This window comes from Haemophilus sp. 27098_8_127 (assembly GCF_041433495.1).
Taxonomy (GTDB): domain Bacteria; phylum Pseudomonadota; class Gammaproteobacteria; order Enterobacterales; family Pasteurellaceae; genus Haemophilus_D.
The window spans coordinates 321,348-336,410 of sequence record NZ_JAPWBP010000002.1 but is presented as its reverse complement, the minus strand read 5'-3'; the positions used below and the strand labels follow the sequence as shown (position 1 = coordinate 336,410).

The 15,063-nt window shown below is 41.0% G+C and carries 11 protein-coding genes; 6 read left to right on the top strand and 5 right to left on the bottom strand.

The features are described from left to right. Window positions 1–690: YadA family autotransporter adhesin (locus tag O3746_RS04230; protein WP_371447868.1), on the top strand; the 690-nt coding region annotated here is incomplete at its 5' end. A 132-nt stretch (window positions 691–822) separates the two neighbouring features. After that, on the top strand, window positions 823–1,959 hold the full coding sequence (locus tag O3746_RS04225) for a DUF2827 family protein (protein WP_371447867.1): 1,137 nt from the start codon (window positions 823–825) through the stop codon (window positions 1,957–1,959). Between the two features lie 50 nt (window positions 1,960–2,009). On the opposite strand, the gene nhaA is transcribed toward O3746_RS04225, so the two are convergent. Further along, on the bottom strand, window positions 2,010–3,194 hold the full coding sequence (nhaA, locus tag O3746_RS04220; RefSeq protein ID WP_371447866.1) for a Na+/H+ antiporter NhaA: 1,185 nt from the start codon (window positions 3,192–3,194) through the stop codon (window positions 2,010–2,012). A 209-nt stretch (window positions 3,195–3,403) separates the two neighbouring features. Between nhaA and brnQ the strand changes: the two genes are divergently transcribed. Beyond that, the gene (gene brnQ, locus O3746_RS04215) at window positions 3,404–4,705 is read left to right on the top strand and encodes a branched-chain amino acid transport system II carrier protein (RefSeq protein ID WP_371447865.1); all 1,302 of its coding nucleotides are present in this window, start codon (window positions 3,404–3,406) and stop codon (window positions 4,703–4,705) included. Window positions 4,706–4,770: 65 nt separating this feature from the next. On the opposite strand, the gene rlmB is transcribed toward brnQ, so the two are convergent. The 3 genes from rlmB to rpsT all read right to left on the bottom strand — a co-directional run bounded on the left by rlmB (window position 4,771) and on the right by rpsT (window position 8,297). Next, window positions 4,771–5,511, bottom strand: coding sequence for a 23S rRNA (guanosine(2251)-2'-O)-methyltransferase RlmB (gene rlmB, locus O3746_RS04210; RefSeq protein ID WP_005698098.1), 741 nt, complete (start codon window positions 5,509–5,511; stop codon window positions 4,771–4,773). A 16-nt stretch (window positions 5,512–5,527) separates the two neighbouring features. Beyond that, window positions 5,528–7,873 carry a ribonuclease R gene (rnr, locus tag O3746_RS04205; protein ID WP_371447864.1) on the bottom strand — a complete coding sequence of 782 codons (2,346 nt, stop codon included), beginning with the start codon at window positions 7,871–7,873 and terminating at the stop codon, window positions 5,528–5,530. Window positions 7,874–8,033: 160 nt separating this feature from the next. Further along, window positions 8,034–8,297 (bottom strand): 30S ribosomal protein S20, encoded by a 264-nt coding sequence (gene rpsT / locus O3746_RS04200; RefSeq protein WP_005695217.1) that lies wholly within the window; start codon window positions 8,295–8,297, stop codon window positions 8,034–8,036. A 266-nt stretch (window positions 8,298–8,563) separates the two neighbouring features. On the opposite strand from rpsT, the gene murJ reads away from it, so the two are divergent. From murJ to ileS, 3 genes are read left to right on the top strand one after another with little or no spacing between them, the layout of a single operon-like run. Next, window positions 8,564–10,138 (top strand): murein biosynthesis integral membrane protein MurJ, encoded by a 1,575-nt coding sequence (gene murJ, locus O3746_RS04195; protein ID WP_371447863.1) that lies wholly within the window; start codon window positions 8,564–8,566, stop codon window positions 10,136–10,138. Between the two features lie 50 nt (window positions 10,139–10,188). Continuing rightward, window positions 10,189–11,115, top strand: coding sequence for a bifunctional riboflavin kinase/FAD synthetase (gene ribF / locus O3746_RS04190; RefSeq protein WP_371447862.1), 927 nt, complete (start codon window positions 10,189–10,191; stop codon window positions 11,113–11,115). Between the two features lie 32 nt (window positions 11,116–11,147). Next, a complete protein-coding gene (ileS, locus tag O3746_RS04185) occupies window positions 11,148–13,973 on the top strand; it encodes an isoleucine--tRNA ligase (RefSeq protein ID WP_371447861.1) in 2,826 nt (941 codons plus the stop codon). A gap of 103 nt (window positions 13,974–14,076) precedes the next feature. On the opposite strand, the gene O3746_RS04180 is transcribed toward ileS, so the two are convergent. Next, complete coding sequence (locus O3746_RS04180) at window positions 14,077–14,913, bottom strand: neutral zinc metallopeptidase (protein WP_371447860.1); 837 nt, start codon at window positions 14,911–14,913, stop codon at window positions 14,077–14,079. Between the last annotated feature and the right edge of the window lie 150 nt (window positions 14,914–15,063).

The following is a 15,063-nucleotide window of genomic DNA, read 5'->3' as shown; positions in this document are numbered from 1 at the left end:
TCAGCTACTGCGGCAGCATCTTCTGCAACAGCAGCAGAAAGTTCAGCGAAACGTATTGAAGATTCAGGCTTGATCAGCAAAGATGGTAAAACCGCATTTGCAGCGGATAACACCAGCAAACGTGATAGTGCGAAAGCGAAAGGTAAAGATGCAACAGCGGTTGGTTATGGATCAAATGCAAGTGGCGAAAATGGCACTGCATTAGGTAATAACTCTCAAGCTTCAGGTAAAAACTCAACCGCTGTGGGACAGGGGGCGAAAGCAACTGCGAATAACTCAGTAGCGATTGGTCAAGGCTCTGTAGCGAATGAAGCCAATACCGTTTCAGTTGGTTCGGTCGGTAATGAACGTCGAATCACTAATGTTGCAGATCCAGTTCGTGGTACGGATGCGACGAATAAACAATATGTTGATCGTTCTGTTGGTGCCGTTCGTAGCGAATTGAAGAAAACTGATAAGAAACTTCGTGGTGGTATCGCAGGGGCAACTGCTGCAGCGAATATTCCACAAGTGACTAAACCAGGCGGTTCAATGGTTGGCCTTGGAGTCGGTAATTACAAAGGTGAAAGTGCCGTTGCAGTAGGTTACTCCCGTGCGAGTGATAACAATAAAGTTATCTTCAAAATGAGCGGAGCCGCAACTACACAAGGTGATTACAATGTCGGTGCCGGTGTAGGTTATCAATGGTAATGATCGACTAAACTAAATAAATCACTCGGGTAGGAATTATCCGAGTGATTTTTATTATTTAACTTATTGAAAAACAGTTTTATTTTTGGCCATACTTTTAGATAATTTAGGTAATAGAAGAAGGAAAAAAGCATGCGTAAATATAAAATTGGGATCACGTTTAATCTAGAGTCAAAAGTAACCGACATTTGGGCAAATGGTGCTAATCAAAATGCGATCCATCTTTTTCATCTATTTCAACATTCATCTATGGTGGAAGATGTTGTTTTTGTTTCTTGGGGACCAGAAAAACGAACTACTCCTCCAGATGGTTTTATGTTAGATGGATTGAATCTTAAATATGCCTATATTGAAGATGTCATTGATCAATTAGATGTATTAATTGAAGGTACATTAGTTATTGAACCTCATCAAGTTAGCCGTATGCATGAGCATGGTGGTAAAGTCGTTTGTTATAAAATGGGCAATGATTTTATTATGGATGTGGAAAACTTCCTTTTTGAGAAGGAAGTGGGCAGAGTATTTAATGGTACATTATTTGATGCTGTATGGATGATTCCACAACATGAAAATACTTGTAAATCTTATTTTTCTATTATGTATCGCTGTTCTACTTATGTTGTGCCTGCAATTTGGTCACCAGTATTTTGTGATAAAGTAATTAAACGAATCAAGGATCAGCACAATCTTATTTTTGGTTATAAACCAGATGCTGAGAAAAAAGCAAAACGTATTGCATCTTTTGAAGCAAATATTAATGTAGTGAAAACCAGTTTTATTCCTATTTTAATTGCAGAGCAGGCTTATAGAGAAGCGCCAGAAAAAATTAAAAATGTTTATATGTGTAATACTTACGACAAAAGAGATAATCCAACATTTTTTAATTTTATTGGTCGAACTAATCTTGTAAAAGACGATGTGATGACAGTAGAAGGGCGTTATCAAATGCCTGATTTTCTTACCCGTTATGTTGATGTAGTATTAAGCCACCAATGGGAAAATGGTCTGAATTATGCTTACAATGATGCGTTATATGGTGGCTATCCTTTTATTCATAACTCCAAGTTATTACCAAAAGGTGTCGGGTATTACTACAATGAATTTGATGCATTTGAGGGCGCAAAAGTTTTACTTGATGTGATTGATAATCATGATAAAAATCATGATAAATATGTAAAACGCGCAAATGAATATCTCGATTCGTTGTTACCAACAAATCCAATGAATATTTATCTTTACGAGAAAGAGCTCAAAAGACTTTTTGAATAAAAAAGAAAATCCTTTGCTAAAGTGGCAAAGGATTTTTTATTAAGACGTGATTATCTTGGTAACCTTGTTGTGGCTTTTAACGCTATATACCCCACAATCGCAGAAACAGTGGAGCCTAATAAGATCCCTAATCGAGAAAGGGAGTTAATGCTTTCACCAGCATCAGCATTAAAGGCTAGGCTTGCTAAGAACATTGACATGGTGAAGCCGATACCACACAAAATTGCCACGGCAAAAATTTGTTTGAAGTTGATGCCTTGTGGAAGTTTTGCAATGCCAAGTTTAACGGAAAGATAACTGAAACCAAATACGCCGAGTGGTTTTCCGATAATTAAGCCAAGCGAAATCGCGAGCAATAATGGTGATGTCAGCATGGTGAGATCAATGCCATCGAAGCTTACACCTGCATTAGCAAACGCAAATAATGGCAGGATAACAAAGGATGACCAAGGGGCAAGAATGTGCTCAAAGTCGTGTAATGGTGTTTCGCCATTTTTGCCTTTCAATGGAATACAAAATCCGATGATAACCCCTGCAAGAGTGGCATGTACGCCTGATTTTAATACCGAAGCCCATAAGATTGTTCCCACCAGCATATAGGCACAAAGTGCGGTCACTTTAAAGCGATTTAATGCAATAAGTACAGCAATTGCAATGGCAGCAAAGACGAGTGCTTGCACGCTTAATCCATGGGAGAAGAAGAGTGCAATCACGACAATTGCACCTAAGTCATCAATAATGGCTAAAGCAAGTAAAAAGATCTTGAGTGGGAGTGGCACTTGTTTACTTAATAACGCCATGATTCCAAGTGCAAAGGCAATGTCTGTTGCCATTGGAATTGCCCAGCCATCGGCTAAAGCAGGATCGTGTTGGGCGATAAATACATAAACTAATGCAGGAATGATCATTCCCCCCACCGCTGCAATAGCGGGGAAAATCGCTTGTTGATAGCTTGAAAGGGAGCCCTCAAATAATTCTCTTTTGACTTCCATTCCAACTAAAACAAAGAATACCGCCATAAAACCATCATTAATCCAGTGAATTAAGGTTTTATCGATAGAAAAAGTCCCTACTTGAATGCTGACTGGTAAGTTTAAAAAGTCGTTATAGCTTTGATTGAGCGATGAATTGGCTAATAACATTGCAACTACCGCTGAAAAAAGTAATAAAATTCCGCCAGCTGATTCCAATTTGAAAAAACGCTGAATTTGTTGAATCAAACTCAGTTTATTCATTCATTCTCTCCTAAAAAATTAATAAAAAATAATAAAGCTTAGATACTATCACAAATTTACTGATTTTGGAAAAAGCGTCGCTGGATAATGTGAGATTTAATCGGAGTGTGATAGATTTCGTGATCTATTTCACAAAATTTATTTTCATTTTTGGAATAAAAAACAATTTAATAGTAAAATTCTTAAAATTTATTTATTCGAGAATGCTTATGTTTTCAAAAAAAGACATCATCGTATTAGGTATGATGATTTTTGCTTTATTTTTAGGCGCAGGAAATATTATTTTGCCACCGATGGGAGGTTACTCCGCAGGTAACCATTGGGCAACCGCTTCGCTAGGATTTGTGATAACAGGCGTACTCATGCCATTTATTACATTAGTTGTTGTGTCAGTATTAGGACGTGGTGAAGAACTGACTAAGGACTTACCCAAGTGGGCAGGCGTATCCTTCTTAACCATTCTTTATTTAGTCATTGGTTCAACCTCTGCAATGCCTCGAATTACCAATGTCGCTTATGAAATGGCATGGTTACCATTGGGGCTCGTTGAAGATAGTGCGACGACACGTCTTATTTTCTCTGTGATCTTTAATATTATCGGCATGGGATTCATGATTCGCCCAAGTACCATTATTTCAACGGTGGGTGAAGTGATGACGCCAGCATTGTTGGTATTATTACTCGTTGTTGGGATCACGGTTTTTGTTTCACCTCTTTCTGACATTGTTGCCCCGTCGCAGGCCTATGCCGAGAATTCAGCATTAACCACAGGATTAATTAGTGGTTATCAAACAATGGATGTACTGGCTGCGATTGCCTTTGGTGGCATTGTTGCACGGGCGTTGTCTGCAAAAAATGTGACCAATCCACAAAAGATTGTTCAATATACGATTTCAGCGGGTTTTGTATCTGTCATTTTATTAGCTTGTCTATATTTTGCTTTATTCTACTTAGGGGCGACTTCTGATGCGGTGGCACAAGGTGCAACAAATGGCGGCCAAATCTTCTCTCGTTATGTGAACAGTTTATTTGGCACGGCGGGAACCTGGATTATGGCGGGTATTATTACTTTAGCAAGTCTAACCACATTAGTGGGCGTAACCAGTGCGTGTGGTGATTACTTCTCCAAGTTTTCGACGCGTTTTTCTTATCCATTTTGGATTGTATTCTTCACTGCCATGACGACAATTATTTCACAATATGGCTTAACAAAATTACTCCGAGTGACGATTCCTGCCTTGTTGTTGATTTACCCAATGGCGATCATGTTAGTAGTTTTACAGCTAGTGCGTAATAAATTGCCTTCTATTCGATTGAGCTATTACGTGACCATTTTAGTGACGGTTTGCTTTAGTTTAGTTGATAGTTTAAAAAACTTGGATGTCTTGCCGGAAGGCTTACATCAAATCATGACTCATTTCCCGCTCTATTCACAAGGGCTTGCCTGGCTTGTACCCGCATTATGTACTTTAGTGCTTTCCATGATATTCGGGAAAACGATTTCAAAATAATAAAAATGCTGATAATGATTTATCGGCATTTTTTATATTAAGTGCGGTTGTTTTTTCACGTATTTTTAGGCGGCAAGACGTTGTCTCACAATTTCAAATAAACATACGCCAGTCGCAACGGAAACATTCAGGGATGAAACTGAGCCCGCCATTGGAATACTAATGAGTTGATCACAATGTTCACGCGTGAGACGACGCATCCCTTCACCTTCGGCTCCCATCACCAAGGCTAGAGAACCCGTGAGTTTACTTTGGTAAATGGTTTCTGTTGCTTCGCCAGCTGTACCCACCACCCAAATATTATGATTTTGTTGTAGATCTCGCAAAGTACGCGCTAAGTTAGTAACACGAATTAATGGCACAGTCTCCGCAGCACCGCAAGCCACTTTACGTGCAATAGACGTGAGTTGAGCGGATTTATCTTTTGGCACAATAACAGCGCTCACGCCGGCAGCATCTGCAGTACGTAAACAGGCACCCAGGTTATGAGGATCTGTCACGCCATCAAGCACCAATAAAAGTGGATTTTGTTTACGAGTAAGAAGTTCATCCAAATCATGTTCATTCAGCTCTTTGGCTTCTTGCACACGCGCAATCACACCTTGATGTACTTCACCGTTGGATTTTTTATCTAATGTTTGACGATTAACAAATTGCACTGCAATGCCTAAAGCATAGAGTTCATTAAGTAAGGGTTGTAGGCGTTTATCTTCACGGCCTTTCAGCACAAATACTTCAATTAAACGCTCAGGGCTATTTGCTAAAATGCTGTTTACAGCATGGATACCATAAATATTTTCTGACATAGGGTTCTCTTATTTATTATTTTTTCCGTTTTCTCGTCGGTTTCTTAGAAACATCTTTATTTTTAACCGCACTTTTACGTTTTTTTGACGCGTTAGGTGGCAGTTCCTTAAAGACTTTTTTCGCTTTTTGTTTCGCTGTTTTTCCCACACGACGTGGTTTTCTCGCACTTTCGACTAAACTGAAATCCACCATTTTTTGTTCTAAATGAACGGCGACCACGCGAATTTTGACTTTATCGCCAAGTCGATAAATCATACCACTATTTTCACCGATTAAACGTTGTTTTGCCGCATCAAATTGATAGTAGTCGTTATCTAAAGTGGAAATATGGACTAAGCCGTCAATGAATAAATCATCCAAACGAACGAATAAGCCAAAGCCCGTTACAGATGAGATCACTCCGCTAAATTCAGCGCCCACGTGATCTTGCATATATTCACATTTCAGCCAATCTGCCACTTCGCGAGTGGCATCATCGGCACGGCGTTCTGTCATCGAGCAGTGATCGCCTAACAAATCCATTTCATCAAAAGAATAATGATAGCCGCCAGTATCCGTCGTTTTACGTTTAGCACCTTTTTCTTTCGCTAATAAATACTTAATCCCACGATGTAGGGTTAAATCTGGATAACGACGAATCGGGGAAGTGAAGTGTGCATATTCTTCTAATGCCAAACCAAAGTGACCGATATTATCCGCATGATAAACTGCTTGGCTTAATGAACGGAGCAACATGGTTTGAATGAGTTCGTGATCTGGGCGATCTTTCACTTGCTCTAACAATTTTGCATAATCTTTTGTGGTCGGTTTCATGCCGCCTTCAAGACTTAAACCGCATTCACTTAAGAATGCACGGAAAGACGTCAGTTTTTCTTCACTCGGTGTGGCATGAATACGATAGAGTGCAGGCTCTTTATGTTTTTCCATAAAGTTTGCTGCTGCAATATTTGCAAGAATCATGCATTCTTCAATGATTTTGTGAGCATCATTTCGCACAACAGGTTCAATGCGATCAATTCGTCCCATGGCATTGAAAATAAATTTGGTTTCAATGGTTTCAAAATCGATAGCACCACGTTGTTTCCGTGCATTGAGTAACGCTTGATAGAGATGATGTAATTCTTCTAAATGTGGTACTAGCCCTTGATAACGGGTGCGGAGCTCATCATCGCCGTCTAAAATCGCCGCGACTTTCGTATAGGTTAAACGTGCATGAGAATTCATCACCGCTTCATAAAAACGATAGTCCGTGAGTTTACCTTTGGCAGAAATGTGCATTTCACACACCATACACAAGCGATCAACTTGTGGATTCAGTGAACACAATCCATTTGATAAAATCTCCGGTAGCATTGGCACAACACGATTTGGGAAGTAAACGGAGTTACCTCGGTTATAAGCTTCAGTGTCTAGTGCAGAACGCAAACGCACATAATAGCTGACATCGGCAATCGCCACCCAAAGTTTCCAGCCTTTACCGCTTTTTTCGCAATATACGGCATCATCAAAATCGCGTGCATCTTCGCCATCAATGGTAACCAGTGGTAGATTGCGTAAATCCACACGGCCTTTTTTGGCTTCTTCAGGCACTTCTTCCGTGAATTTTTTAACGTATTTTTCGACCGCACTTGGGAATTGGTGAGGAATGTCATGATTACGAAGGGCGATCTCCACTTCCATCCCTTTTGCCATATTGTCACCCAGAATTTCGGTGATGATGCCAACTGGTTGAGTAAAGGATGCAGAGCGTTCCTGCAATTCAACCACGACAACTTGCCCCATTCGTGCCCCATTGCGGTGTTCATTAGGGACTAAAATATCTCGTCCGATACGACTGTCATCAGGCACCACATAGCTAAAACCATTTTCTAAGAAGAAACGGCCGACAATTTGTTTTTTGCGACTTTCAAGTACGCGAACAATACGGACTTCACGACGGCCACGACGATCTAAGCCAGCAGGTTGGGCTAATACAAAATCACCATGCATTACACGTTGCATTTGGTGATTAGGAATAAAGAGCTCCTCTTTTTTACCTTCGATTTGTAAAAAGCCATAGCCTTCGCGATGGCCAATGACCATGCCTTTGAATAAATCTAATTTTTCAGGCAAGGCATAGCGTTTACGTTTAGTGAAAACTAATTGTCCATCATTCTCCATGGCGCGCAAGCGGCGGCGCATGGCTTCTTGTTGTTCGTCACTTTTAATTGAAAGTGCGGTCAGAATTTCTTCCCGACTCATCGGGGCATTATTTTCACGGATAATTTGCAGAATGTAGTCTCTGCTTGGGATCGGATTACCGTATTTGGCTAATTCTTTTTGATAATTTGGATCCGCTTTTTTAAAAGATTTTTTGGTCATTTATTGTTTATTTTATGATTAATTTTTAAGTTGTGGGGTAGTTTACAGGTTAAAGGGGGGAATGCAAGCTTGTTATCAGACGTTTGTGGTAGGACGGTTTAAGACAAACAAAAACCGCACCAAAGTGCGGTTTTATTTTTAAGCTGTTTTAGTGCTTTAATTACGCTAATTTTTTGATTTGAGCAGCTAATTTAGCTTTGTGGTTTGCTGCTTTGTTAGCGTGGATTAAGCCTTTAGAAGCCATACGGTCAACAACTTTTTGCATTTCAACGAATGCTGCTTCAGCTGCTGCTTTTTCACCTGCTGCTACTTGAGCATATACTTTTTTGATGTAAGTACGCATCATAGAGCGTTGGCTTGCGTTGTGTTGGCGGCGTTTTTCAGATTGAACCGCGCGTTTTTTTGCTGACTTGATATTAGCCAAGGTCAAACTCCTAAAATTTCTGTTAGATGATTATGACAAAATAAGGGCGTAGAATATGCCGATTTTTTATACTTTTGTCAATGAATAATTTGTGTTGATTTCGGTGAGACACAACCGAAAGTAAGCATCGTTATTTAAAAAAAGCGCTTTCTATTGGCTCACACAAACGATGTGGGCAGGATTTTATCAGTTTTTTTCGTTGGAATATAGCGTAAAAACAAAAATTCTATACAATTAAGGCAAATTTTTTTGAAGAGACCCCTATTTTGAGTAAACGACTTTTAAAATCCGGCATTATCGTGAGTGGGATGACATTAGTGTCCCGAGTGTTAGGTTTAGTCCGTGATGTGGTTATAGCCCATTTGATCGGTGCAGGCGCGGCGGCAGACGTGTTTCTATTCGCTAACCGTATCCCAAACTTTTTACGTCGTTTATTTGCGGAAGGCGCATTTTCTCAGGCTTTCGTTCCTGTATTAGCCGAATATCAAAAATCGGGCGATCTTTCTAAAACCCGAGAATTTATCGGGAAAGTATCGGGTACGCTAGGTGGTTTAGTCAGTATTGTCACTTTACTTGCTATGGTAGGTTCACCTGTTGTGGCGGCGATCTTCGGGATGGGGTGGTTTACCGATTGGCTAAATGACGGGCCCGATGCACACAAATTTGAACAAGCGTCTTTACTCTTAAAAATTACTTTTCCTTATTTATGGTTTGTCACCTTTGTGGCACTTTCAGGCGCGATTTTAAATACGATAGGCAAATTTGGCGTGATGTCGTTTTCGCCTGTTTTACTCAATATCGCCATGATTGCAACTGCACTTTTCCTCGCGCCAAGATTAGACAATCCTGATCTTGCCCTTGCTATCGGGATCTTCTTAGGTGGTTTATTACAATTTTTATTCCAAATCCCTTTCTTGAAAAAAGCCGGCTTGCTCGTAAAACCAAAATGGGCATGGCATGATGAAGGGGTAGCCAAAATTCGTCGATTGATGATTCCTGCCTTGTTCGGGGTTTCCGTAAGTCAAATCAACTTGCTACTTGATACGGTCATTGCCAGTTTCTTAATGACGGGATCTATTAGTTGGCTTTATTATTCTGATCGTCTATTAGAGTTTCCACTTGGTCTATTTGGTATCGCCATTTCCACCGTGATTTTACCGACACTTGCTCGCCATCACGTGAATCGAGAAGACAATTCTTCCCAAAGTGCGGTTGATTTTCGCGATACCATGGACTGGGGCGTGCGAATGATTTTATTACTCGGTGTGCCTGCCGCGATTGGGATTGCCGTGTTAGCCCAGCCGATGTTACTGGTATTGTTTATGCGTGGCAGTTTTACCTTAACAGATGTGCACGCAGCCTCTTATTCTTTATGGGCATTCAATGCTGGTTTGCTTAGCTTTATGCTGATTAAGATCCTAGCTAATGGCTATTACGCACGCCAAGACACTAAAACGCCCGTGAAAATCGGGATCATCGCCATGGTGAGCAATATGGGCTTTAACGTATTGGCGATTCCATTTAGTTATGTGGGCTTAGCGATTGCTTCTGCCATGTCAGCAACCTTAAATGCTTATTTGCTTTATCGTGGTTTAGCTAAAGAGGATGTATACCATTTTTCACGTAAAAGTGCGGTCTTTTTTCTGAAAGTTTTAGGTGCAGCCTTAGCCATGGGCGGCTTGCTTTGGTATAACTGCCCATCAATTGAAGAATGGGCAGCCATGACATTTTTAATGCGTATCTATTGGTTAGCTTGGTTAATCGGACTGGCTGCGGTCGTTTATTTAGGTGTATTGGTGCTATTGGGTGTTCGTAAACACCATTTACTGACAAAACATTAAGTTACCGCTATAATGCACCGATTATTTTTCGTTTTTTGGAATAAGATGTAATGCAATTAATTCGTGGGCTTCATAATTCACAGCCATATTTGTCAGGGTGCGCATTAACCATTGGCAATTTTGATGGGGTGCATTTGGGGCATCAGGCGATTTTGCGTCATCTTCGTCAGAAAGCGAATGCGCTGAATTTACCCATGGCGGTGATGCTTTTCGAACCACAACCGCGCGAATATTTTATGGGCGACAAAGCGCCCGCACGCTTAATGCGATTAAGAGATAAGTTGCATTATTTGGCTCAGGCGGGTGTGGATGTGGTCATCGTCGCGAAATTTGACCGCACTTTTGCTAATCTTCCTGCAGAACAATTTATTGAAGATTGGCTTGTGCGCAAATTAAATGTGAAGTTTCTCAGCATTGGCGATGATTTCAAATTTGGTGCGAAGCGTTTAGGCAATTTTGCGATGTTGCAAGAAGCCGGAAAGCAGTTTGGTTTTGAAGTAGAAGACAGCCGCACCTTCTGTTTAGATGAGTTGCGTATTAGTAGCACCGCTATTCGTGAAGCGTTGGCTAAAGATGATTTACAGCATGCGCAAAATTTACTCGGCAAGCCTTATCGTATTTTTGGACGAGTGATCCACGGCAATAAATTAGGCCGAACCATTGGTTTTCCTACCGCGAATGTTCGTTTACATCGCCAAGTGAACCCAGTAAAAGGGGTTTACGCGGTGAAAGTGCGGTTGAAATCAGGTGAGATTTTTGACGGCGTCGCCAACATGGGGAAACGCCCAACCATTAACGGTACGATACAATTATTAGAAGTCCATTTGTTTGATTTTTCTAAGAATATTTATGGACAAATGGTCGAAGTGGAATTCTGCCATAAGATTCGAGATGAGATAAAATTTCCTTCTTTTGAGGCGTTGAAAGCTCAAATTGAACAGGATGTAAAAACAGCGAAAGCATTTTTTGCAAAATAGAATTATATTGAAATATAAAATTGGAAAATAACATGACAGTTGATTACAAAAACACGTTAAATTTGCCTGAAACAGGTTTCCCAATGCGTGGCGATCTAGCCAAACGCGAGCCTGTAATGTTAAAAAATTGGTATGACAAACAGTTGTATCAAAAAATCCGCCAAGCGACGAAAGGTAAAAAATCCTTTATTTTGCATGATGGCCCTCCATATGCGAACGGTAACATCCATATCGGTCACGCCGTTAATAAAATTCTGAAAGATATTATTATTAAATCTAAAACGGCGTTAGGTTTTGATTCGCCTTATATCCCAGGTTGGGACTGTCACGGTTTGCCAATTGAATTAAAAGTAGAAGGTTTGGTGGGTAAACCAAATGAGAAAGTGACCGCTGCTGAATTCCGTCAAAAATGTCGTGAATATGCGGCAGAGCAAGTAGAAGGTCAGAAAAAAGATTTTATCCGTTTAGGCGTGTTAGGCGATTGGGATAATCCTTATTTAACGATGAACTTCAACACCGAAGCAAACATCATCCGTACACTCGGTAAAGTGATTGCGAATGGTCACTTATACAAAGGTTCAAAACCGGTGCACTGGTGTTTGGATTGTGGCTCTTCTTTAGCAGAAGCAGAAGTGGAATACGAAGACAAAGTTTCTCCGTCTATCTACGTGCGTTTCCCTGCTGTAAGTGCGGTTGAAATTGAAGAGAAATTTAACGCAGTAGGCAAAGGCCATGGCAAATTATCAGCAGTGATTTGGACTACCACACCTTGGACAATGCCATCTAACCGTGCGATTGCGGTAAATGCAGACTTAGAATACAACTTAGTACAACTTGGCGATGAGCGTGTGATTTTAGCTGCTGAATTAGTGGAATCAGTGGCGAAAGCGGTGGGTGTAGAACACGTTGAAGTGTTAGGTTCAGTAAAAGGTCAAGCACTTGAGTTATTACGCTTTAACCATCCGTTCTATGATTTCACTGTACCAGTAATTTTAGGTGATCACGTGACCACTGATGGTGGTACAGGTTTAGTTCATACCGCGCCAGACCACGGCTTAGACGACTTTATTGTAGGACAAAAATATAATTTACCAATGGCGGGTCTTGTATCTAATGACGGTAAATTTATTTCAACGACTGAATTCTTCGCAGGCAAAGGTGTATTTGAAGCTAATCCATTGGTTGTTGAAAAATTACAAGAAGTGGGCAACTTATTAAAAGTTGAGAAAATCAAACACAGTTACCCACACTGTTGGCGTCACAAAACTCCGATTATTTTCCGTGCGACACCACAATGGTTTATCGGCATGGAAACACAAGGTTTACGCCAACAAGCATTAGGCGAAATCAAAGGTGTACGTTGGATTCCTGATTGGGGTCAAGCACGTATCGAGAAAATGGTTGAAAACCGCCCAGACTGGTGTATTTCTCGTCAACGTACTTGGGGCGTACCGATGACCTTATTCGTGCACAAAGAAACTGAAGAGCTTCATCCGCGTACTTTAGAGTTACTTGAAGAAGTAGCGAAACGTGTTGAGAAAGCCGGTATTCAAGCATGGTGGGATTTAGATGAAAAAGAATTATTAGGTGCGGATGCAGAAACCTATCGCAAAGTGCCTGATACCCTTGACGTATGGTTTGATTCAGGATCAACCTATTCTTCTGTTGTCGCGAATCGTCCAGAATTTAATGGCCAAGATATCGATATGTATTTAGAAGGTTCTGACCAACACCGTGGTTGGTTTATGTCTTCTTTAATGCTTTCTACGGCAACAGACAGCAAAGCACCATACAAACAAGTATTAACGCATGGTTTCACGGTTGATGGTCAAGGCCGTAAGATGTCAAAATCTATCGGTAACATCGTGACCCCACAAGAAGTCATGGATAAATTCGGTGGTGATATTTTACGTTTATGGGTCGCTTCTACCGACTATACCGGTGAAATGACCGTTTCTGATGAGATCTTAAAACGTGCCGCGGATAGCTATCGTCGTATTCGTAACACCGCACGTTTCTTACTAGCAAACTTAAATGGTTTTGATCCGCAACGTGATGCAGTTAAACCGGAAGACATGATTAGCTTGGATCGTTGGGCGGTAGCTTGTGCGTTAGATGCACAGAAAGAAATTAAAGACGCGTACGATAACTATCAATTCCACACGGTGGTACAACGTTTAATGCGTTTCTGTTCTGTGGAAATGGGCTCGTTCTACCTTGATATTATCAAAGACCGTCAATATACCACCAAAGCAGACAGCCTTGCGCGTCGTAGCTGCCAAACAGCGTTATGGCACATTGCGGAAGCTTTAGTTCGTTGGATGGCACCAATCCTGTCATTCACGGCAGATGAAATTTGGGGCTACTTGCCACAAACGGCGACGCCACGTGCTGAATTTGTCTTTACTGAAGAATTCTACGAAGGCTTATTTAGCTTAGGAGAGAATGAAAAATTAGACGATGCTTACTGGCAACAGCTCATTAAAATCCGTTCAGAAGTGAACCGCGTATTAGAAATCGCCCGTAACGACAAAGTGATCGGTGGTGGTTTAGAAGCAGAAGTAACAGTTTATGCTAACGATGAATATCGTGCATTGTTAGAACAATTAGGCAATGAATTACGTTTCGTGTTAATTACCTCAAAAGCAGAAGTGAAACCATTAGCTGACAAACCAGCAGATGTAGCTACGGGCGAGTTAGAGGGAATAGCTGTAAGCGTCGCACGTTCTAACGGTGAAAAATGTCCACGTTGCTGGCATTATTCTGACAAAATCGGTGTGAACCCTGAACATCCGACACTTTGTCCACGTTGTGTGGAAAACGTAGCGGGTAACGGCGAAGTACGTCAGTTCGCGTAAGCTTAACATCATAAAGAAAAAGAGCGGTCAAAATTGACCGCTCTTTTTTTATACTGAAATGAACAAAAATAAAAAAGGCTGACATGAATCAGCCTTAAAGATTTTATTGGTTAAAAGTATTACACACAGAAGGGTTGGCGCTTTGTAAGCCTTTTCTGAACCATTCTAGACGCTGTGCAGATGTACCGTGAGTGAAACTATCAGGTACCACATAACCTTGGCTGCGTTTTTGTAAACGGTCATCACCCACAGCTTCTGCTGCATTAAACGCTTTTTCTTCATCACCGCGTTCAAATAAACCACTTTTTACCGCTTGGCTCGCCCAAACACCGGCGAAGCAGTCAGCTTGAAGTTCTAATTGAACAGAAAGTTGATTTGCAGTTTTACGATCGCTGCTTTGTTGTGCGCGATTCACTTGCGGCAGAATGCCGAGCATATTTTGTACGTGGTGACCGACTTCGTGCGCAATCACATAAGCAAAGGCTGAATCACCAGCTGCACCCAATTTATTTTTCATTTCGTTATAGAATGATAAATCAAGGTAAACTTTGCGATCGCTCGGGCAGTAGAATGGACCCATTGCAGATTGACCCGTACCACAAGCGGTTGGCGTTACACCATTGTAAAGTACCATGGTTGGCTCGCTATAAGTTTTACCCATTTGTCTGAAATATTGTCCCCAAACGGTTTCAGTATCTGCTAATACAACTTTAGAAAGACTCGCAAGCTGCTGTTCTTCTTGGGTTTCTAATTGTTGAGAGCTTTGTCCTGAAAAATCAGGCGTACCCACTAAGCCTGAAAGATCCACACCATAATAAGCGCCGACTAAAAGAATGATAATACCGAGCACACCGGTCCCTCTTCCGCCACCGAAGTTACCGCCGCCAGAGCCACGTCTATCTTCAATATTTGAGCTTTCTCTACGACCTTCCCAACGCATAATTTGTCCTTTTTCAGTGAGTAAATTAAAAATCGGCGTATTCTATCAAAGTGCGGTCAATTTTAGATCAGTTTTCTTGAAATATTTACATAGCTTTACACTCTGATTTGTAGACTTCTGAAGGGAATTTCAGTATCGTAATACTCCCTT